This window comes from Arthrobacter sp. 9AX (assembly GCF_902506095.1).
Lineage (GTDB): Bacteria > Actinomycetota > Actinomycetes > Actinomycetales > Micrococcaceae > Arthrobacter.
Genome location: NZ_LR733293.1, coordinates 3547138 through 3565686, shown reverse-complemented (window position 1 = coordinate 3565686; position 18549 = coordinate 3547138). Strand labels below are relative to the sequence as shown.

Sequence of the window (18549 nt, the reverse complement as noted above, 5' to 3'; positions counted from 1 at the left end):
GAGCCACCACTGGGGTTATGTTGTAAAGAGCCGGCTCATCATGCATTTGCCCGACGGCGATGAGGTGGTCGAAGCGGGGGAGGCCTACTACACGCCGCCGGGACACACCGATGAGCTTGCCCCGGGGACGTTGCTGGTGGAGTTCAGCCCCACCGAGGAACTGGAACGCACTCTGCCCGTGGTGGCGAAAAACCTGGAAGCTGGCTGAAGATCGGCCGACGGCGGGCCGTCATGCACCATGTTGAGGCTTCAGGATGAAGGTGGTCACCCATGCATGCATTTCCTGAAAAGACCTCGGACCGGCAGGACGCCGCCGGCCGCCCGCCCCGCAGGAAGCCGCGGCGCGGGTGGCGCCGCGCCGGGATCGCGGCGCTGGTCATTGTGGGCCTGATCCTGCTCTCCACGGCGGTCAACCTGGTCCTGGAGCAGTCCGAGAAATCCAGCACCCCGGCGTACGGTGAGCGCGTCGCGGTCGGAGGCGGTGCGCTGAACGTGTACCGGAACGGGCAGCAGGGCCAGCCGGTTGTCCTCCTCAGCGGCCTGGGAACCCCGGCCCCCGCCCTCGATTTCCAGCCGTTGATCCGGGAACTGAACGGCTTTGACGTGATCGTGGTGGAAGGGCTCGGGTACGGCTACAGCGACCTGGAAGGCAGCCCGCGGACCAACGAAAACATCAGCAACGACCTCCACGAAGCCCTGGCCAAGCTTCAGGTGAAACAGCCCTACGTCCTGGCCGGGCACTCGATCGCCGGTTTCTACATGCTGGACTACGCCAACCGGTACCGGGCGGAAGTCTCGGCGGTGGTGGGCATCGACGCCTCCATCCCGAAGCCCGGGAACGGGCCGGTTCCGGATCCGCAGCCGGAGCTCAACTGGCAAAAGGCGTTGGCGGTCACGGGCATCGTCCGGGTATTCTCCGCGCTGGTCCCGGGTTTTGTGGACCCCGGCGGCAGCGCCTACACGGAGGACGAGCTGCAGCGCATGCGCATGATGACCAGCTGGAACTACGGCGCCCCGGCTGTGGCCGATGAAACGGCCCGGATCGGCAACAACGCCCAGGCCCTCAAGGGAGTCACCTACCCCGATGACCTGCCCGTGCTCGCTTTCATCGCCGACGAAAAGACGGAGCACACCGCCGAGAAGACCGCCGCGGCGGAGAACCTGCTGCAGAACGTCAGGCGCCACGAGGTAGTCACCCTGCAAGGCAACCACTACCTGCACTGGACGCAGGCGCCGCGGATGGCGGAGACTATCCGGACATTCCTTGCAAAGGGGTGAGAATGGAACATCCAGACCTGGCCGGCGTGCGGAAACTGTATGAGGGGTTCATCGCTGCCTGGAACCGGCGGGACGCCAGGGCGATGGCCGAGCGTTTCAGGAAGAACGGGCTCCAGATCGGGTTTGATGGCAGCACAGCCACCGGGCCGGACGAGATTTTCGGGCACCTGGACCCCATCTTCAAGGACCACAAGACGGCCACCTACGTCGCAAAGGTGCGCGAGGTGCGGCCGCTGGGACAAGACACCGCGCTGCTGACCGCCATCACGGGATTGGTGCCGCCGGGCCGGACTGACGTCTCGCCGGCCACGAACGCCCACCAGACCCTCATCGCCGTGCGTGAAAACGGCGTCTGGGGCATCGAGCTCTTCCAGAACACGCCCGCGCAGTTCCACGGCAGGCCCGAACTGGTCAACGCGATGACCGCCGAACTGCAGAAGCTGCTGACGGACTAGCCCGCACCTTCACAATGGCCGCACCTTCACGGCGCCCAAGGCGCGGATCAATGCGACGGCGGTGATGGCACCGGCCGCCATGATCGAGGCCAGCACCACCACCTGGAAACGCCCCGCCTCGAGCGGGGAGGCACCGCCGAAGATAGCGCCCACGAACGCGCCGGGCAGGGTCACCAGGCCGGTGGTTTTGGTCTGGTCAGTGGACGGGACCAGTGCAGTGTGCACCGCGTACCGGGCCTGCGTGAGAGTGGCGCGCCGGGCCGTGGCACCGAGGGCCAGCCAGCCCTCCACCTGGTCCCACTGCTCCCGGACGGCCTCGTAAAACCGGTGCCCGGCCAGGACGGCGATGGTCATGCAGTTGCCGATCACGATCCCGCCCACGGCCAGGGCGTACCGCGGTTCAAGCGCCACAGCCCCCGTTCCGAACACGACGGCGAGCGTCACCACGATCCCCGCTGCCATGGTTCCCGCCACCACCAGAAAGCGCGGCCAGGACCATATCAGCCTGCGGGTCGCCGTCACGGCGGCCACGGTAAACATCACCAGCAGGGCCGCTGTTACCCAGAGCGGATCGGTGATGATGCCGCCGAGCACCAGGCTGATGAGGGCCAGTTGGGCGGCGCCGCGAAGGATCGCCAGGGCCGGGGCGAGGAAGGACGGCGTCCGCGCGGTCCGCAATACCCCCACCGTAAGCAGCATCAGGATGGCCACGGCCACAATGGTGGGCGCGAGGGGAGCGAGGAAGGCCATCAGCCCAGACTAGGCGGAACCTCGTGGTTGAGCCTGTCAAAACCCGCGCGGCTGGCCCGCCGCCATCCCTCGGGGAAACAGTATTCAGAGCGGACGACGGCGCCCCTCACCCGGCAGGGTACGGCTCCTTCTTCAGGAGGCGGGCCAGGTGGACGGCATTCTGGGCAGCTCCGGCCGTGGCGGAGGCGACCTTCTCGGGCACGCTGTCAAGGTCCTGGTAGTCCACGGTCTGCATGGCCTCGCCCACCCAGTAGGTGTTGCCCTGTGCAGGAGTAGTGAAGCCGACGTCGTTCAGCGCCTGCTGGATGTCCGCGAAAGTATTGTGCGCGCCGTCTTCGTTGCCAACTACAGCAACCACCGCCACCTTTCCGTACATCACGGGCCGCCCGGCGTCGTCCGTTTCGGCAAGATCGGCGTCCAGGCGCTCGATGACCTGCTGCGCGATGCTGCTGGGGTGGCCCATCCAGATGGGGGTGGCAATGACCAGGATGTCGGCCGCGAGGATCTGCTCGCGGATCCCGGGCCAGGCGTCGCCGTCGCCCATGTCGACCTGCACGCCGGGCATCACGTTGTGGTCCACCACCCGGAGGGAGGAGGTGGCCGCGCCGTGGTCTTCGAGTTCCTTCAGCACGTGTTGAGCCATCAGTTCGCTGCTGGAGGGTGCGGGTGAGGGGGTCAGGGAGCAGATCAGGGCAAGTGCGGTGAGGTCAGCCATTAGTCATCCTTCGTGGTTTCACGCGGTCCGGGACTTGGATCATTCGGAGCCGCAGCCGCCATGGATGGGTGCAGCGCCGGACGTTCCACCACTGAACGGCGGATAGGGGAGGCCCAACTCTGGCGCCCGTCTGTCCGGCCGGCGGACAATGGGAGGATCCCGCAGTGATTGTTTTGGAGCCATCATGCGTTCCACGGGCTGGCTAAAACACCACAGGCTTCCGGCATTCTTCGTCCTGGCGTTCGCGATCTCCTGGGCATCGTGGCCCGCGTACGCGGCAGGGCTGACTCCCCGCATGGAATTTTTGCCCATCGGCCCGCTCGCCGCGGCCATCATCACTATCGCGCTGACGGAGGGCAGTGCCGGCTTCCGCACCTGGGGACGGCGGCTCGTCCGGTGGCGCGTCGGATGGGTCTGGTACGCCGTCGCGCTGCTTCTTCCTGTTGTCCTGGTCCTGGCCGCGGGGTTCTTCAACATAGCCCTCGGGGCTCCCGCTCCGGGCCTGGGGCGGCTGACCTGGAGCGGGCTGCTGGCCGTCTTTGCCGTCCGGATGGTCAATCCGCTGGACGGGCCGCTGGGGGAGGAGCCCGGGTTCCGCGGCTATGCCGTCCCGTTGCTCCAGGCGTCCCGTCCGCCGCTGCTGTCCGCCGCGATTCTCGGTGTCCTGGTAACGCTGTGGCATCCGCCGCTGGTCCTGTTCGGCGGGCTTAGCTTGACCGGACTGCCAACCACGTTCGCCATCACTTTCCTCTACGTGTGGCTGTTCAACCGCACCGGTGGCAGCGCCCTGCTGACCATCCTCTTCCACAACAGCCAAGGCACCCTTACCTTCGGTTCCTTCGGCTTCACCGGCGCCGACGCCGTCCGCATGGAGCTGATCTACTTCCTGGTCGTCGTCCTCGCCGTCCTCGCCACTCTGGTGCTGGACCGCCAAACCTGGCGCACGGCACCCCGCAGGGCCACCGCCGTCGGCCCGTTCTCCCTCAGGAGGCTGTTATGACTTCACCATTGGCCAAAGCCGCCGGACCCATCGCGCTGGTGTCCGGCGTCATCTTCGCTGCCGTCGATGTGGCCCGCCTGCTCGCCGCCGACCGCAGCCTGGACCGGATCGCGATGATGCGCCAGACCCCGTTCCAGGTAACGAACGCCCTGTACTGGGTGGTGTTCATCGGGCTCGTACTGGCCTTGGTATCTGTCTACTTCCGGCTTGGCGGCCGGGCCGGGGGAGTGGGCGCAGTGGCGTTCTGCTTCGCGCTCGTGGGCACCCTGGACATGGCAGGCAACATGTGGTTCGACGGGTTCGCCGGCCCCTGGATCGCCGACGCCGCCCCGGGCGCCATCCTCGCCGGCGGCTCCGGGATGCTGGTGATCGGCGGGTTCTCCAGCTACGTGCTGTTCGCGCTCGGCTGGATCGTCTTTGGCATCGCCGGCTGGCGCTCGCACATGTTCCCCGCCTGGGTTGGCCTGCTGTTTGTGGTGGCCGGGTTCCTGGGCTACAACGCCGGACTGCCGCCGTACGGGATCCCCATCGGCCTGGCCATGGCCGTCCTGGGGTGGTGGATCATCCGCACGGGCGCACCGGCTTCTTATCCAGGCAGCCGAAGGCGGGACCTGCAGGAACACGTCCAGGGCGAGTGAATGATGGGGAAGGCATCGTGAAACATGATTCAGACACTGATGTGTAAGTTGAACCTGGGACACCACTGGATGACGGTGGAGGAGCCGAAGGCCACCTTCCGCCGGCACTGCACCCACTGTGGAAAAGTCGACCGCCGCGATGACTCCTGGTCGGGGCACCTCGGCCCGGGGGGCCGTCCGCCCCAGCACGACAGCCGCAAATATTTCTGACCGGGGTTTCGGCAGGCTGAACCGCCGGGCCGGGGCTTAGCCGCCCTGGGGAGTGAGGACCATGTGGTCCACCTTCGGCAGGGCATGCCTCAGGCGGTGCCTCGCGTCCTCGGTGACCTGACCGGCGGAAGCCAGCGTGACGCCGTCGTCCATCACCAGTGTTGCTGCGCCCTGCAGGCGGTGGCCCGACCAGCGCAGCTGCAACCGCGGCACGGCGAGGACGCCCGGTGTTCCTTCGAGGGCGTTCCGGGCGGCATCCACGAGATCCGGTTCGATGCCGTCCATCAGCCTCCGCCCGATGCTGCACACCGTTCCCCACAGGAGCACCAGGATGGCGGCGGATATCAGCAGTCCCACGATGGGGTCGGCCAGGGGGAAGCCGAGCATAACGCCGGCCGCGCCCAACACCACGGCAAGGGAGGTGAAGCCGTCGGTCCGGGCGTGCACACCGTCTGCCACCAGGGCTGCGGAGCCGATCCGGCGGCCTACCCGGATGCGGTAAATGGCCACCGCCTCGTTGCCGGCGAAGCCGATCAGGCCCGCGGCGAATACCCACCACAGATTGGTGAGCGGCTGGGGGTGCAGGAGGCGGTCGATCGACTGCCATGCGGCAACGACGGCCGAGAGTGCCACGACCCCCACGATGAACAGCCCCGCAAGGTCCTCCGCCCGGCCGAAGCCGTAGGTGTAGCGGCGGGTGGCGGCGCGGCGGCCCAGGACGAAGGCGACCCACAGCGGCACGGCGGTGAGGGCGTCGGAGAAGTTGTGGATGGTGTCGGCCAGGAGCGCCACGGAGCCGCTGACCAGCACCACGAGGAACTGCAGGATGGTGGTGCCCAGAAGCAGGACAAGGCTGATTTTCAGGGCACGGACGCCTTCGACGCTGGCTTCCATGGCGTCGTCAATGGAGTCCGCGGCGTCGTGGGTGTGCGGGACGAACAACTCGAAGAGCCAGCCTTTGAAGCCGCCGTGGTGGGGGTGGTCGTGTCCGTGGTGGTGCTCGTGGTCAGTGTCTGAATGCTGATGGACCTGACCGCTCACGAGGCAGCCTTTCGGTCGCGGCGGTGGTGCGCCGGTTCGCCGCCGAGTGCGTGCTCGGCCTGGAAGATGGCGTCCGCCACGAGCTGCCGGGCGTGCTCGTTTTCCAGCCGGTACAGAACGCGGGTGCCGTCCTGCCGGGTGGAGACCATCCGGGCCAGCCGCATCTTGGCCAGGTGCTGGGACACTGCGGCAGGTGATTTCCCCACGACGTCGGCCAGGGCACCTACGGCCATCTCGCCGTCGCGCAGGGCCAGGATGATGCGCACCCGGGTGGCGTCGGCCAGCATCGCGAAGACCTCAACTGCCAGTTCGACATACTGGCTGTCGGCGCTCAGTGAGCAAGCACTGTTATCTGCATTCATACGCATATTCTGACATATACGAGGGCCACGTTCACAAAACCGGCCCGGCCCAGCTTGACCGTTGCTGGGCAGCAACGCTTATGCGGGCAAGGGCCATTCGTACCGGGACCGCCGGCCAAACAGCGGCACTGTCAGTCACGGACGAGCGGGAGTGCAAGCCTCATCGTTGTGCCCTCCGGCCCGGTCCTGACCACCTCCACCGTGCCGCCGGCAGCAGAAGCGATTTCCCGGACCAGGGCGAGTCCGATGCCGAACCCTCGTTTGCCGGCGGCGTCATCCTGGCCTGGGGAGCGAACGAAGCGGTCAAAGATCCGGTCCGGGTCCACACCCGTAATTCCCGTCCCGGTATCCGCCACCCGGATCACGGCCTTGCCGCCGTCGCTTCCGGCACTGATGGTGATGCTGCCGCCGGGCCCGGTGTGGGCGAGCGCATTGTCGGCCAGCGCGAGCACGGCCCTGCGCAGGGAGCCCGGGTCGATGCGGACGGGCCACGTGCTGCTGCCGGAAAACTGCAACCGCACCCCCTGTTGGAGCGCCAATTCCTGCAGACTCTCCGAGACAGACCTGGCCACGCCTGCCATATCAACGGGTTCCTCAGCGGCGCTTGAACCGGCAGGGGACCCGGTGGCTGCCAGCAGCAACTCATCAACGATTCCGGTGAGCGTGGCCGCATCCGTCCGGATCCGCGCCAGGGCCAGGCCAGTTTCGGAATCGGTCGCCGCTTTGCGCTGGGCAAGCTGGATCCGTGTGTCCAGGATAGTGAGGGGTGTGCGCAGTTCGTGGCTGGCGTCCTGGACGAACCGCCGCTGCAGGGCCAGCGCTTCTCCCAGCGGACGGATGGCGCTGCGGGCGCTGAGCCAGCCCACCACACCGGCCAAAACGACGCCAGCCAACCCGGCCAGGATCATTCCCTCGATCAGGTCCCTGGAATCGAGATACGTGTAGGCCTTCCCCGTCCCCGTGGAGTCGGGCAGGTCCGGGTGGGCCAGCTTGTTCATCAGATACGCTGTGGCGGCGGCAAGGAGGCAGAGCACCAGCACCGCGCAGGCGGCGCTGATCCGCAAAGCGACCTTGAGCGAGGCCCGGCGGAGCGTGTCGCGGTCGGCGTCGCCTGGAGTGGGAGCTGGAGTCATGACGCATCCCCGATCTGGTAGCCGATGCCGTGGACGGTGCGGATCACTGTCCGTGAGATCTTCCGGCGAAGGTGGTGGACATACGTGTCGATCACGCCGGGCTGGTCGGTGGGGTGGAAATGGGCGGCCAGCAGATCGTCGCGGGTAAACACCCGGCCCGGCTCGGCAGCGAGTGCGGCCAGCACCTCGGCCTCCTTGGCTGTGAGGGTCACCAGGTCCCCGTACACGGAGCGGACAGCGCGCGACGCCGGGTCGAGCTCCCAGGTGCCGATGCTCACCGGCCCCGCGGGCTGGCTATAGGTACGCGTCAAGGCACGCAGCCTGGCCGCCAGCTCGCCGGCATCGAACGGTTTGGTCACGTAATCGTTGGCACCCGCATCCAGGCCCCGGACCTTCTCACGGGTGTCTCCCAGCGCGGTGAGGATGAGGATCGGCGTGGAAATACCCTTGGACCTCAGGGCCGTGATCACGCTGATCCCGTCCATCATAGGCAGCCCGCGATCGATCACCATCACGTCCCACGGCTGCGTCAGCCCCAGGTGCAGGCCCTCCTGCCCATGGGCCGCCAGCCGGACCGCGTAATCGGCCTCCAGCAACTCGGCAATCAACGGGCCCAGGACCGGATCGTCCTCGACGAGCAGCAGGGCGAGGCGCTCAGCGGTTGTCATGCCGCCTATTCTTTCGCAGCCGCTTCCGGGTCGGGTTCAGGTCCGGCAGCGGCCCCCGGGGAAGCCCCGGCATCAGCCGCGGACGCCGTCGCGGCCCGACTGTTGTTCCGCCGTCGTTTGAGGAACTCGATCACCCACGGCACCACCGAGACGAGCACCATCACCACGGCAATGACGTCGATGTTCTTTGCCACGATCTCATAATGTCCCAGCCACGTGCCTAGGAGTGTTACCGACGTCGCCCACGCCAGGGCACCCACGATGTTCCAGAGCGTGAAGGCTTTGTATTCGTAGCGGGCCATCCCGGCGGTGAGCGGCGCGAAAGTCCGCACCATGGGCACAAACCGGGCCAGGACGACGGCGGCGCCTCCATGGCGGCGGAAGAAGTCTTCCGTGGCGGTCAAGCGGGCGGTTTTGAGGATGCGTGCGTCGTCCTTGAACCATCGCCGGCCGAATTTGCGGCCGAGCATGTAGCCCACCTGGTCGCCTGCGATGGCGGCGGCAGTAATGACGCCGATCAGCACGGGCAGCGCCAGTTGCAGCTGTTGGTGCAGCAGGCCGGCCGTGAAGAGCAGCGAGTCGCCGGGCAGGAAGGGGAACAGCACGCCGGACTCCACGAACACCATCGCGGCAATGACACCCAGCGCCGCCGGGCCGAGCCCTTCGAGGAGGCTGGCCGGGTCCAGCAGGGAGGGGGATCCGGCAGCCATTACCGGGACCAGTCCCGACGTCAGGAGTGTTTGCACGGTCAGTTCCTTAAAGATTGGCGGGAAAGAAGCGGCAGCTGTTCCAGCACCCGCGGAGCCAACCGGTTCCAGAGCCCGGCTGTCAGGACTACCGCAGCACCCGCGGCAGGGAAGGACGCAACCACGTCCGTGGGGTAGTGGACGCCCACATAGAGCCTGGACCACGCCACGGCGACTGCCGCAAATGCACCAGCGATGGCCACAGCCTTGGCCCAACGCGTTCCGCGGGCCAGGAAACACAGGGCGAACGCGAGGGCAACGGCGAAGCAGACGTGGCCGCTCGGGAAGCTGTTGAAGCCCGTCTCCGGTGCGAGCGGATCGAAGAGCAGAGTTGGGTTGGGCCGCTGCCGGGCGAAGATGAGCTTGAAGGTTTCGCTGGCCGCCCAGCCCGAGCACGCCACGAGGCCGAAGGCAACGGCTTTGGGCAGGTCGCGCCGGAGCAGCCAGATGCTGAGTGAGGCGGCGCCAATGAGCAGCAGTCCAGCCACCGGGCCAAACAGCAGGTTAATCCCCATCGCCACGGCGGTCAGCGCGGCGGCATGGTGCAGGCTGAGGTCCTGGTCCACGCCCAGCTCGGCGGCTGTGTCACCAGGGATCAGCTGTACCGTCAGGCCGAGGACGACGACGGCTGCGCAGAGCAGTGCCGCCACCAGCAGCCACTTGCGGGGCTGCGGGAGTGCCCAGGAGCGGGTGCCGGCAGCCGGCAGGGGCGTGGTTGACGGCTGCGCTTCGGTGCGGCTGGCAGGGGCTGGTCCGTGCATGGTTTCCTTCTGGGCGGGGGCAGGACACTGTTCCGCCCATGGTTCAACTCTCCCGCGTGCCCATTAAGAAAGGCTTAAGAATTTCTGTGCGGTGCCTTCGATGCCCCGCGGAAGGGAAGTGCTGCCCTTGAACCCGGCATGGCAGCTCAGCCCGGCACGGCCTCGGAAAGGATGTCCTTCATCTTGTCCCGCAGGAACTCCTGGCCCGCGTCACTGGGATGCTCACCGTCCGGTCCCAGCAGCACGTCGGCGCGGCCGCCGCTGAGCCACCCGTCCGCGATGGGATCGATGAACTGCACCCCCATGTTCTGGGCCGCGGCAGCGGCAGAGTCGCGCACGCCAACCAATGCCGGGTCCGGCTCGTCGCTGCCGGACAGGGGGCCCACGGCCACGAGGACAGCCTGCGGTGCGAGCTCCGAAGCGGCGGCGAACGTTGATGCCGCAGCCTCGCGGAGGTCCTCCGGGTCTGCAGCCCAGTCGTTGTCGGACCCGAAGAAGACCACCACGTCGGCGTCGGGCCCCACTGCCGCCTGGACTTCCGTAGAGAAGGTGTTCCCGTAATCCCCGGGAACCAGGTAGCCGCTGCCGTTCTCGGCCGCATTGGTGACTTGGACCGTCCGCGCCTGGATTTGGTGCGCCTGCTGAAGGAGCAGCGGCCACGCCTGATCCGGCGAGGTGCCGTATCCCGTGCTCAGTGAATCCCCGATCACCACAACCTTGACCGGAGCGTCTCCGGACGTCTGATCTTCGGCACCCGCCGGGGAACACGCCGTCGTACCACCAAGGAGAAGGGCCCCGGCGGCCATCGGGGCGAGCACACGAAACGACCGTCCGTCCACAACCCCTCCAACTTCCCGGAAGCCGGGAACACCACTGAAAGGACATATGTTAACCCGCATTCCTGAGAGCGGGCCACACCACAGGTTCCGCGCCGGACAAAGAGGGAGCCCCGGCACCAACGCCGCGGGCTCCCCTGAGGGTGGCAGCTTAGTCCGTGATGGATTCGAGGAGCCATTGTCCAGCGGGATCGTGGCGCAGATCGAAGGTCCGCAGGGCCGAGGCTGAGCTCAGGAGCACCTGCACACGCCAGTGTTCAGCGCCGGGCTGAACCGTTCGTTGTATCTCCCGCAGGTCTCCGGCGAGCCGGCGCACGGGATCGCCAGTGACCACCCAGATCCGGCCGTCGTAACGGACGGCCAACGGCCGGCCCGACACAAAACGGACGTCTACGGGGGTATGAAGGGTGGTTTCAATTGCTGTCGCTGTCACGTTGTGAACGGTACTGGCGGGCACTGACATTGCCTCAGGCGGGGTAGATGGAGATTGCCGCGGCTTTGATGACGAAGTAGGCCGCGGTGCCCGGGGTGAGGCCGAGGTCTGCTGAGGCGGCGGGGGTTATGTCCGCGGACAGCCCGCCGGCCCGCACACGGATCAGGTCGCCGTGCGGCTCCATGTCCGTGATCGTCACGCGGAAGGTGTTTCTCGGGCTGCCGTGTTCGGTGGTGAGGAAGATGGATACGGCTGAGGGCGGGAAGGCTGCGACGCCCGCCTGGCCCGGAATTGCTGTCTCGTCCCGGTGGGCGGCCACGGTCAATCCGTCGTCCGTGGCCAGGCCGTGCTCGGTGATGGTGCCCGTGAGGAGGTTCAGGCCGGCCAGCCCTGCCGCGAACCTGCTGCGGGGCTTTCCCAGGACGTCCCGGGTGGGCCCTTCCTCCGTGATCCGGCCTCCCTCAAGGACGATCACGCGGTCGGCGAGCATGAGGGCGTCCAGGACATCGTGGGTGATGATGATGGCCCCGCGGTTGGCGAGGACGCGTTTGAGCAGCCGCCGCAGCAGCGGCGCGGCGTGGATGTCCAGTGCGGCCATCGGTTCGTCCAGCAGCAGCAGCTCGGGGTCGGTGGCCAGGGCGCGCGCTACGGCGACGCGCTGGGCCTGCCCGCCGGAGAGTTGAGCGGGTCTGCGGTCAGCGAACCCGGCGGCGTCGACTTCGCCGAGCCAGTGCCGGGCCGTGGTGTGTGCCTCGGCGCGGGCGGCACCGGAGGCGCGGGGCCCGAAGGCGACGTTCTCCAGCACGCTCAGGTGCGGGAACAGCAGGGGTTCCTGGGCCAGGAGCGCGGTTCCCCTGCTGTGCGGGGGAGCGAAGTGGTGCCGCCCCGCACCGAGGTTGAAAAGTGTCGTGTCTCCCAGCGACGCGTGGCCGGTATCGGGGCGGAGCAGCCCGGCAATGAGGGACAGCAGTGTTGATTTGCCGGCTCCGTTGGGGCCGAGGACAGCGACGGTTTCGGCCGGCCCAAGAGTGAGGGAGACCTCGAAGTCCCGGCTGTGGAGGGTGGCGTCGAGCTGGAAGGTCACGGTGCCGCTCCTGCGGGAACATTCGCGGCCCCGGGCCGCCCGAATGAAAGCCCGACGACGGCCACGGCCACGGCGACTAGGACCAGTGAGAGGGCGACGGCTGCGTCGGCGTCGGTTTCGCGCTGCAGGTAGATTTCCAGCGGAAGGGTGCGGGTCACGCCCTGGAGGCTGCCGGCGAAGGTGAGGGTGGCGCCGAATTCGCCGAGGCATCGTGCGAAGGACAGCACGGCACCCGATGCCAGTCCGGGGATCACCAGGGGGAGGGTGACCCGGCGCAGGACGGTGCCCGGGCGTGCGCCGAGCGTCGCGGCCACGGCCTCGTACTTCGTGCCGGCCGTGCGCAGCGCGCCTTCGAGGCTGACAACCAGGAACGGCAGGGCAACGAAAGTCTGGGCCAGCACCACGGCGGTGGTGGAGAAGGCGATCTGGATCCCCGCCACTTCGAGGGTCTTCCCGAGGAGTCCCTGGCGCCCGAACGTGTACAGCAGCGCAATACCGCCGACGACGGGTGGAAGCACCAGGGGCAGCAGGACGAAGGCGCGGAGGAGCCGCTGCCCCGGGAAGGTTCCGCGGGCCAGGACCAGGGCCAGGGGCACCCCCAGGACGATGCACAGGGCGGTGCTGGCCGCAGAGGTGCGCAGGCTCAGGCCCAGGGCGGTGAGTGAGGATTCGGAGGTGACCAGCGGGATGAACTGGGGCCAGTTGACCTTGGCCACCATGGCCGCCAGCGGCAGCAGGACAAACAGGGCCCCTGCTGCTGCGATGGCGTAAATCCACGGCGGAACGCCGGTGTATGCGGTGCCGCTGCGTTGCGTCATGGTGTCCTCAGGGGGCGCCGAATCCGGCATCGGTCAGGACCTTCTTGCCGGAGCTGCCAGTGACGGCGGCCATGAAGGCCTTGGCAAGGTCCTTGTTGGTGCTGGCTCCCACTGTGGCGATCGGGTAGGTGTTGACGGCACTGTTCGATTCCGTGAACGGGATGCCTTCGACCTTGTCTCCTGCGGTCTTGATGTCCGTGACGTAGACGAGCCCGGCGTCGGCCTCGCCGGAGGTGACCTTGCCCAGCACGTCGGTGACCGAGGATTCTTCGCTGACCGGGGACAGCGTGGTCCCGGCGGCTTTTTCCACGGTCTCCGTGGCGGAACCACACGGCACCTGCGGCGCGCACACCACCACCTTCACCCCGGGTTTGGCCAGGTCTGCAAAGGAGCTGATGGAGGCAGGGTTGGCCGGCGGTACGGCGATTTCCAGGACGTTGGTGGCGAAGTTTTCCGCCGTTCCGTCGATGAGATTCGCGTCCTCGAGCTTGTCCATGTTCCTGGTGTCGGCCGAGGCGAACACATCCGCCGGGGCGCCCTGGGTGATCTGGGTGACCAGGTCCGAGGAGCCCGCGAAGTTCAGCGTGACTTTGGTGCCGGGGTTTGCGGACTCGAACTCGGAAGCGATCTTCGTGAAGGTTGCCTTCAGCGAGGCCGCGGCGAAGACGGTGACCGTGCCGGTCAGTTTGGCGCCTTCGCCGGAGCTCGCGGAATTGGTCGCCGCAGGGATAGCGGAGGTGCAACCGGCCAGGCCGGCGGCCAAAGCGCCGGCCGCCAGCAGCGCGGCGATGCGCCTGATGGTCATATGATGCTCTTTCCCTGGGGTGTTTCGATGATGACGGTGGTTGCCTTGACCACGGCGGTGGCCACCGATCCAGGCTCCAGGCCCAGCTCACGGACGGCTTCGCTGCTCATCAGCGACACCACACGGAAGGGCCCGCACTGCAGCTCAACCTGTGCCATGACTTTGTCCGAAGTGATCCCGGTGACGAGCCCGACGAAGCGGTTGCGCGCCGAACTGCCCACCCGCGCAGGGTCCTCGGGCAGGTGCGCCTGGGTGCGGGCAAGCTGTGCCAGTTCGAGTCCGTCAACGGCCTGGCGGCCGGAGTCGTCCTTCACCGGAGTCAGGATGCCGGTCTCGGTCCACCGCGCACGGTGTCGTCGCTGACCCCGAGGAAACGTGCAGCTTCTGATATGCGAATCTTTGGCATGGGTCAATGATCTCCTATTTGCGGATTTTTCCGGCAGAATGGGCCGCAGATCCGAATATGACCATCGCATCTCAGCGCAAATGCCGCTTCGCTGGCGTTCGGCACCAACCCCCAGACTCCCAGCTGCAGCTGTCATGATCAGGCCATGAGCACGCAGCAATTCAGCAAACCCGTCCACAGCACCCGGGTCCGACTGGTGGTGATGGCGGCAGGAGGTGCCTCCGTCGGGATGGCTGTGGGGCTTCTCGCCTCATGGGCCTACGCGCCGGCCCTCGGCTGGGCGGCCGCATCGCTCATCTACCTGGTCTGGGTGTGGTCCGCCATCGGGCGCCTCGACGCCGCGGGCACCGCCGCCCACGCGCTCCGGGAGGATCCGGGACGAATTGCCGCGGATCTCTTGGTGCTGGTGGCCACGGTGAGCAGCTTCGGCGGCGTCGCGCTTATCCTTTTCGACGCCGGATCCGAGGAGGGTGGTACCAAAGCCGCCATCATCGGCCTTGCCCTGGCGAGCGTGGTCCTCTCCTGGCTCCTGGTCCATACGCTCTTCACGCTCCGGTACGCCACCCTCTACTTCCAGGACAACAACGGAGTGGACTTCAACAAGGAACGGCCGCCCAAATACGCCGACTTCGCCTATCTGGCATTCACCATCGGCATGACATTCCAGGTCTCCGACACCAGCCTGACCACGGACGCCACGCGCTATACCGTGTTGCGCCAGGCACTGCTCTCCTACGTGCTGGGCACCATCGTCCTTGCCACCACCATCAATCTCGTCGCCGGGCTGGTCCGGTGAGCGGGGACCCGCCCACCTCGTGCGGGAGGACGACGTCGTCCGCAGCACGGGACGCGAAGGGGAACAGGAGGAGCAAAAGGCCCAACCCTGCGGCCGCGCCGAGGAGCTGCGCGAGAACGAACGAGGGCGCGGAGGCCGGTGCGATGCCGGCGAAAGTGTCGCTGAAGATACGGCCCACGGTCACGGCCGGGTTCGCGAACGACGTCGAGGACGTAAACCAATAGGCGGCACCGATGTAGGCGCCCACCGCCGGCGCGGCAAGGATGCCCCGCTTGGTGGCGGCGAGGGAGAAAACCAGCAGGATGAGTCCCGCCGTCGCAACGACTTCGCCCAGCAGATGCCCACCGGTGGCCCGGTCCTTGCCGGAGATGGAGGTTCCCACCTCAAACATCGCATTCGCGATGACGCTGCCGCTGATGGCGCCGAGGATCTGGGCAGCCACATAGGTGCCGAGCTCTGCCAGCGTCAGCCCGGTCCCGCTGCGCCGCCCCAGGATCCAGTCCACCAGCGAGACAGCAGGGTTGAAGTGCGCGCCGCTGACGGGCCCGAACGCCAGGATCAGGACGGTCAGTCCCAGCACGGTCGCGGTGCTGTTCTGCAGAAGCTGCAGCCCGACGTCGTTCGGGGAGAGCTGCTGCGCCATGATTCCGGAGCCCACAACGGTCATCACGAGCAGGCTGGTGCCAAGGAACTCGGAAACGGCGCGGCGCCACAGCGGTGGCTGGCTGGTTGTCATGCCAACAAGCTTGATCCAAGAAACTAACTCAGTCAAAATTGAGTCAATGAAAACTGATTCAGTGGAGATGTTCCAGGCCCGGGTGGCCAAGCACGCGGCGCTCGCCGATCCTGCCCGGCTGCGAATCGTGGACCTGCTGACCCTCGGCGACTTCTCCCCAACAGAGCTCCAGGCCGAACTGGGCATGCCGTCGAACCTCCTGGCACACCATCTGCGCACCCTCGAAGCCGCGGGCCTCGCAACCCGGCACCGCTCCGAAGCCGACAAGCGCCGCAGCTACATCCGCCTCGCGCCGGGTGCGCTGGAGGGCCTCGCCCCCGGCGCCGAACACGCCGCCACCCGGATCCTGTTCGTCTGCACGCACAACAGTGCCCGCTCCCAGATCGCCGCCGCCCTCTGGCAACAAGCCAGCGGGATTCCGTCCACCTCGGCGGGGACACACCCGGCGGAGCGGATCGCCCAAGGGGCCATCGACGTCGCCCGCCGTCACGGAGTGGACCTCCCTGACGTTCCGCCGCGCAGGCTCGAAGAGGTGGCTGGCGGCGACTTCGTGGTCACCGTCTGCGACAACGCCCACGAGGAACTCACCACCCTCGGCGGCATCCACTGGTCCGTCCCCGATCCCTTGCGAATCAACACGGAGGAAGCCTTCGAAAACGCCTTCGCTGACATCTCCAGCCGCGTCAAAGACTTCGCGCCGCGGATGCACGCCGCCTGACGCACGATATTGACAAGCATCAATGTACTGTCCGATACTTCCTGCATCGATCAACATCAATATTTGATGCAGGGTGTGTGCGCGGAACCATCACCGTCCCCCGATTCAGGAGCAAAGTAATGAGCACCGAAACCGCCAAGAAGCCCTCCGTCCTGTTCGTCTGCGTCCACAACGCCGGGCGCTCCCAGATGGCCGCAGCCTTCCTCACCACCCTTGGCCAGGGCAGGATCGAGGTCCGTTCCGCCGGATCCCAGCCCGCAGACTCCATCAACACCGCCGCCGTCGAAGCCATGGCGGAGGTGGGCATCGACATGTCCGCCGAGGTCCCCAAGGTCCTCACCACCGAGGCTGTGAAGGAATCGGACGTGGTGATCACCATGGGCTGCGGTGACGAATGCCCCTACTTCCCGGGCAAGCGCTACGAGGACTGGGTGCTGGAAGACCCGGCGGGCAAGGGCGTCGAATCCGTCCGCCCCATCCGCGACCAGATCAAGACCCGCATCGAGGCCCTGATCGAATCCCTGATCCCCGCCTAACACGCCTGGCGCTACCTACTTGGCCCGGCCGGCCGCAAACCCACGAATGAACTGAGGACAGCATGGACGCAGTGAAGCGCCTTCCCGTTGCAGTCATTGGCGCCGGGCCCGTGGGCCTGGCCGCCGCCGCCCACCTGCTCGAGCGCGGCCTGGAGCCGCTGGTCTTCGAGACGGGTACGACGGCGGGCGCGGCCATCGAGCAATGGCGCCACATCCGTCTGTTCTCACCTTGGCGGTTCAACCTCGACGCCGCCGCCCTCCGCCTGCTCGAACCCACCGGCTGGGAGCCGCCCCGCCCCACTGCCCTTCCTTACGGCGGCGAACTCATCGACAACTACCTCGCCCCGCTGGCGGCGCTGCCGCAGGTCGCGTCGCGGCTGCAAACCGGCGCCCGCGTCATCGCCGTCACCCGGCAAGGCCTGGACAAGACCCACGTCAAGGACCGCGATACCACCGCGTTCACCGTCCGGGTGGAGCACGCGGACGGTGAAACCCGCGACCACACGGTCGCCGCGGTCATCGACGCCTCCGGCACCTGGTCCCGCCGCAACCCGCTGGGGACCTCCGGGCTGCCCGCCATCGGTGAGGAAGCGGCAGCGGACCGGATTTCGGCCCCTCTTCCGGATGTCACCGGCAGGGACCGCGCAGCCTTTGCCGGCCGCCGGGTCCTGGTGGTGGGCGCCGGGCACTCGGCCGCCAACACCCTCATCAGCCTCGCGGACCTCGCCAAGGAAGAGCCGGACACCCGCATCCTTTGGGCCGTCCGCGGCGCTTCGGCCGGGAAGGTCTATGGTGGCGGGGATGCAGACGGGCTGCCTGCGCGGGGCCAGCTCGGCGCCCGCGTCCGCCGGCTCGTTGAGGCAGGAAAAGTCGAACTGCACACTGGCTTCGGCATCAGCTCACTGAAGACCCTGCCCTCGCACGTGGCTGTCGAGGCCGTCGACGGACGAACCCTCGAGGCCGACGTCGTCATTCCCTGCACAGGCTTCCGCCCGGACCTGAACATCCTGCGCGAACTCCGGCTCAACCTTGACCCGGCCATCGAAGCGCCGCTGGAACTCGGTCCGCTGATTGACCCTGAATTCCACTCGTGCGGCACCGTCCCGCCGCACGGCGCCAAGCTCCTGGCCCACCCGGACAAGGACCTTTATATCGTGGGCATGAAGTCGTACGGCCGCGCACCGACGTTCCTGCTGGCCACCGGCTACGAACAGGTCCGCTCCGTGGTGGCCGCCCTCGCCGGAGACCAGGAAGCCGCCGACACCATCCAGCTCGAACTGCCCGACACCGGGGTCTGCTCCACCGATGCCGGCACCAGCTGCGACGTCCCGGCGCCAGCCTCTGCGAACGCCGAGTCCGCGGGGAGCGGCTGCTGCGCCGCGCCCGAGCCGGTGTTCATAGGTTTCCCCACCGGCCTGGCGCATGGCCGTTCCGGCACCAGCTGACCCGCACCAGGAAAACCAGCGGCCCATGCACACCCGGACCCCCAGGGCCCCGGCCGGGTGGTTGGTGAGCGGGCGTTGGGGGCAGGAACGTACGACGGCGGCACCCGCCTTCGGCGGTCAGGCTGCGGGAGGTGATGGGGCGTCGGGGAAAACGTGCGGGAGGTGATGGGGCGTTGGGG

General features: G+C 67.4%; 23 protein-coding genes and 1 pseudogene. 9 read left to right on the top strand and 15 right to left on the bottom strand.

Features of this window, described 5'->3' with window-relative positions:
- Nucleotides 1–40 precede the first annotated feature (40 nt).
- The 3 genes from BACI348_RS16520 (at nt 41) to BACI348_RS16510 (ending at nt 1733) form a co-directional block, all read left to right on the top strand.
- On the top strand, nt 41–208 hold the full coding sequence (locus tag BACI348_RS16520; RefSeq protein ID WP_159827904.1) for a hypothetical protein: 168 nt from the start codon (nt 41–43) through the stop codon (nt 206–208).
- 62 nt (nt 209–270) lie between these two features.
- Complete coding sequence (locus BACI348_RS16515) at nt 271–1278, top strand: alpha/beta fold hydrolase (protein ID WP_159827901.1); 1008 nt, start codon at nt 271–273, stop codon at nt 1276–1278.
- A 2-nt stretch (nt 1279–1280) separates the two neighbouring features.
- Nucleotides 1281–1733, top strand: coding sequence for an SgcJ/EcaC family oxidoreductase (locus BACI348_RS16510; protein WP_159827898.1), 453 nt, complete (start codon nt 1281–1283; stop codon nt 1731–1733).
- Between the two features lie 9 nt (nt 1734–1742).
- On the opposite strand, the gene BACI348_RS16505 is transcribed toward BACI348_RS16510, so the two are convergent.
- Both BACI348_RS16505 and BACI348_RS16500 read right to left on the bottom strand, forming a co-directional pair.
- The gene (locus BACI348_RS16505) at nt 1743–2483 is read right to left on the bottom strand and encodes an ABC transporter permease (protein WP_159827874.1); all 741 of its coding nucleotides are present in this window, start codon (nt 2481–2483) and stop codon (nt 1743–1745) included.
- A 106-nt stretch (nt 2484–2589) separates the two neighbouring features.
- A complete protein-coding gene (locus BACI348_RS16500; protein ID WP_159827871.1) occupies nt 2590–3198 on the bottom strand; it encodes a flavodoxin family protein in 609 nt (202 codons plus the stop codon).
- Nucleotides 3199–3382: 184 nt separating this feature from the next.
- Here BACI348_RS16500 and BACI348_RS16495 point away from each other — a divergent pair, with 184 nt between their 5' ends.
- Nucleotides 3383–4198: a CPBP family intramembrane glutamic endopeptidase gene (locus tag BACI348_RS16495; RefSeq protein ID WP_159827868.1), complete on the top strand. Its 816-nt coding sequence runs from the start codon at nt 3383–3385 to the stop codon at nt 4196–4198.
- Nucleotides 4195–4836, top strand: coding sequence for a hypothetical protein (locus BACI348_RS16490; RefSeq protein ID WP_159827865.1), 642 nt, complete (start codon nt 4195–4197; stop codon nt 4834–4836). The genes BACI348_RS16495 and BACI348_RS16490 overlap by 4 nt, the downstream gene beginning before the upstream one ends.
- Before the next feature lie 246 nt (nt 4837–5082).
- On the opposite strand, the gene BACI348_RS16485 is transcribed toward BACI348_RS16490, so the two are convergent.
- The 12 genes and pseudogenes from BACI348_RS16485 to BACI348_RS16430 all read right to left on the bottom strand — a co-directional run bounded on the left by BACI348_RS16485 (nt 5083) and on the right by BACI348_RS16430 (nt 14139).
- Complete coding sequence (locus BACI348_RS16485) at nt 5083–6087, bottom strand: cation diffusion facilitator family transporter (RefSeq protein ID WP_159827862.1); 1005 nt, start codon at nt 6085–6087, stop codon at nt 5083–5085.
- A complete protein-coding gene (locus BACI348_RS16480) occupies nt 6084–6449 on the bottom strand; it encodes an ArsR/SmtB family transcription factor (RefSeq protein ID WP_159827859.1) in 366 nt (121 codons plus the stop codon). Before BACI348_RS16480 ends, BACI348_RS16485 begins: the two co-directional genes overlap by 4 nt.
- Before the next feature lie 131 nt (nt 6450–6580).
- Nucleotides 6581–7582, bottom strand: coding sequence for a sensor histidine kinase (locus BACI348_RS16475; RefSeq protein ID WP_159827856.1), 1002 nt, complete (start codon nt 7580–7582; stop codon nt 6581–6583).
- On the bottom strand, nt 7579–8250 hold the full coding sequence (locus BACI348_RS16470) for a response regulator transcription factor (protein ID WP_159827853.1): 672 nt from the start codon (nt 8248–8250) through the stop codon (nt 7579–7581). Before BACI348_RS16470 ends, BACI348_RS16475 begins: the two co-directional genes overlap by 4 nt.
- 5 nt (nt 8251–8255) lie before the next feature.
- Complete coding sequence (locus BACI348_RS16465; protein ID WP_159830237.1) at nt 8256–8960, bottom strand: DedA family protein; 705 nt, start codon at nt 8958–8960, stop codon at nt 8256–8258.
- Between the two features lie 38 nt (nt 8961–8998).
- A complete protein-coding gene (locus tag BACI348_RS16460) occupies nt 8999–9757 on the bottom strand; it encodes a phosphatase PAP2 family protein (protein ID WP_159827850.1) in 759 nt (252 codons plus the stop codon).
- A gap of 146 nt (nt 9758–9903) precedes the next feature.
- A complete protein-coding gene (locus BACI348_RS16455) occupies nt 9904–10596 on the bottom strand; it encodes an SGNH/GDSL hydrolase family protein (RefSeq protein ID WP_159827847.1) in 693 nt (230 codons plus the stop codon).
- A 148-nt stretch (nt 10597–10744) separates the two neighbouring features.
- Nucleotides 10745–11026: a hypothetical protein gene (locus tag BACI348_RS16450; RefSeq protein ID WP_236557600.1), complete on the bottom strand. Its 282-nt coding sequence runs from the start codon at nt 11024–11026 to the stop codon at nt 10745–10747.
- A 34-nt stretch (nt 11027–11060) separates the two neighbouring features.
- Complete coding sequence (locus tag BACI348_RS16445; protein WP_159827844.1) at nt 11061–12110, bottom strand: sulfate/molybdate ABC transporter ATP-binding protein; 1050 nt, start codon at nt 12108–12110, stop codon at nt 11061–11063.
- On the bottom strand, nt 12107–12928 hold the full coding sequence (locus BACI348_RS16440) for an ABC transporter permease (protein WP_159827841.1): 822 nt from the start codon (nt 12926–12928) through the stop codon (nt 12107–12109). Before BACI348_RS16440 ends, BACI348_RS16445 begins: the two co-directional genes overlap by 4 nt.
- A gap of 7 nt (nt 12929–12935) precedes the next feature.
- Nucleotides 12936–13733, bottom strand: coding sequence for a molybdate ABC transporter substrate-binding protein (gene modA, locus BACI348_RS16435; protein WP_159827816.1), 798 nt, complete (start codon nt 13731–13733; stop codon nt 12936–12938).
- Nucleotides 13730–14139 (bottom strand): annotated as a pseudogene (locus BACI348_RS16430) (TOBE domain-containing protein). The gene modA and the pseudogene BACI348_RS16430 overlap by 4 nt, the downstream one beginning before the upstream one ends.
- A 145-nt stretch (nt 14140–14284) precedes the next feature.
- Between BACI348_RS16430 and BACI348_RS16425 the strand changes: the two are divergent.
- Nucleotides 14285–14935, top strand: a complete 651-nt coding sequence (locus BACI348_RS16425; protein ID WP_159827813.1) for a DUF1345 domain-containing protein — start codon at nt 14285–14287, stop codon at nt 14933–14935.
- Here BACI348_RS16425 and BACI348_RS16420 read toward each other — a convergent pair.
- Nucleotides 14907–15671 carry an aquaporin gene (locus BACI348_RS16420; protein WP_159827810.1) on the bottom strand — a complete coding sequence of 255 codons (765 nt, stop codon included), beginning with the start codon at nt 15669–15671 and terminating at the stop codon, nt 14907–14909. The genes BACI348_RS16425 and BACI348_RS16420 overlap by 29 nt on opposite strands.
- 46 nt (nt 15672–15717) lie before the next feature.
- Here BACI348_RS16420 and BACI348_RS16415 point away from each other — a divergent pair, with 46 nt between their 5' ends.
- The 3 genes from BACI348_RS16415 to BACI348_RS16405 all read left to right on the top strand — a co-directional run bounded on the left by BACI348_RS16415 (nt 15718) and on the right by BACI348_RS16405 (nt 18370).
- Nucleotides 15718–16389 (top strand): arsenate reductase/protein-tyrosine-phosphatase family protein, encoded by a 672-nt coding sequence (locus BACI348_RS16415; protein WP_159827807.1) that lies wholly within the window; start codon nt 15718–15720, stop codon nt 16387–16389.
- A gap of 119 nt (nt 16390–16508) precedes the next feature.
- Nucleotides 16509–16925, top strand: coding sequence for an arsenate reductase ArsC (locus BACI348_RS16410; RefSeq protein WP_159827804.1), 417 nt, complete (start codon nt 16509–16511; stop codon nt 16923–16925).
- Nucleotides 16926–16987: 62 nt separating this feature from the next.
- The gene (locus tag BACI348_RS16405; RefSeq protein ID WP_159827801.1) at nt 16988–18370 is read left to right on the top strand and encodes an FAD-dependent oxidoreductase; all 1383 of its coding nucleotides are present in this window, start codon (nt 16988–16990) and stop codon (nt 18368–18370) included.
- The last annotated feature ends 179 nt before the right edge of the window (nt 18371–18549 follow it).

Excerpts from the sequence above, each read along its gene's own strand:
- BACI348_RS16410 (WP_159827804.1), top strand. The coding sequence starts at position 16,509 with ATGAGCACCGAAACCGCCAAGAAGCCCTCCGTCCTGTTCGTCTGCGTC.
- BACI348_RS16460 (WP_159827850.1), bottom strand. The coding sequence starts at position 9,757 with ATGCACGGACCAGCCCCTGCCAGCCGCACCGAAGCGCAGCCGTCAACC.
- BACI348_RS16405 (WP_159827801.1), top strand. The coding sequence starts at position 16,988 with ATGGACGCAGTGAAGCGCCTTCCCGTTGCAGTCATTGGCGCCGGGCCC.
- BACI348_RS16510 (WP_159827898.1), top strand. The coding sequence starts at position 1,281 with ATGGAACATCCAGACCTGGCCGGCGTGCGGAAACTGTATGAGGGGTTC.
- BACI348_RS16415 (WP_159827807.1), top strand. The coding sequence starts at position 15,718 with ATGAAAACTGATTCAGTGGAGATGTTCCAGGCCCGGGTGGCCAAGCAC.
- BACI348_RS16490 (WP_159827865.1), top strand. The coding sequence starts at position 4,195 with ATGACTTCACCATTGGCCAAAGCCGCCGGACCCATCGCGCTGGTGTCC.
- BACI348_RS16515 (WP_159827901.1), top strand. The coding sequence starts at position 271 with ATGCATGCATTTCCTGAAAAGACCTCGGACCGGCAGGACGCCGCCGGC.
- BACI348_RS16440 (WP_159827841.1), bottom strand. The coding sequence starts at position 12,928 with ATGACGCAACGCAGCGGCACCGCATACACCGGCGTTCCGCCGTGGATT.
- modA (WP_159827816.1), bottom strand. The coding sequence starts at position 13,733 with ATGACCATCAGGCGCATCGCCGCGCTGCTGGCGGCCGGCGCTTTGGCC.
- BACI348_RS16500 (WP_159827871.1), bottom strand. The coding sequence starts at position 3,198 with ATGGCTGACCTCACCGCACTTGCCCTGATCTGCTCCCTGACCCCCTCA.
- BACI348_RS16495 (WP_159827868.1), top strand. The coding sequence starts at position 3,383 with ATGCGTTCCACGGGCTGGCTAAAACACCACAGGCTTCCGGCATTCTTC.
- BACI348_RS16520 (WP_159827904.1), top strand. The coding sequence starts at position 41 with ATGCATTTGCCCGACGGCGATGAGGTGGTCGAAGCGGGGGAGGCCTAC.
- BACI348_RS16475 (WP_159827856.1), bottom strand. The coding sequence starts at position 7,582 with ATGACTCCAGCTCCCACTCCAGGCGACGCCGACCGCGACACGCTCCGC.
- BACI348_RS16480 (WP_159827859.1), bottom strand. The coding sequence starts at position 6,449 with ATGAATGCAGATAACAGTGCTTGCTCACTGAGCGCCGACAGCCAGTAT.
- BACI348_RS16420 (WP_159827810.1), bottom strand. The coding sequence starts at position 15,671 with ATGACAACCAGCCAGCCACCGCTGTGGCGCCGCGCCGTTTCCGAGTTC.
- BACI348_RS16425 (WP_159827813.1), top strand. The coding sequence starts at position 14,285 with ATGAGCACGCAGCAATTCAGCAAACCCGTCCACAGCACCCGGGTCCGA.
- BACI348_RS16470 (WP_159827853.1), bottom strand. The coding sequence starts at position 8,250 with ATGACAACCGCTGAGCGCCTCGCCCTGCTGCTCGTCGAGGACGATCCG.
- BACI348_RS16505 (WP_159827874.1), bottom strand. The coding sequence starts at position 2,483 with ATGGCCTTCCTCGCTCCCCTCGCGCCCACCATTGTGGCCGTGGCCATC.
- BACI348_RS16465 (WP_159830237.1), bottom strand. The coding sequence starts at position 8,960 with ATGGCTGCCGGATCCCCCTCCCTGCTGGACCCGGCCAGCCTCCTCGAA.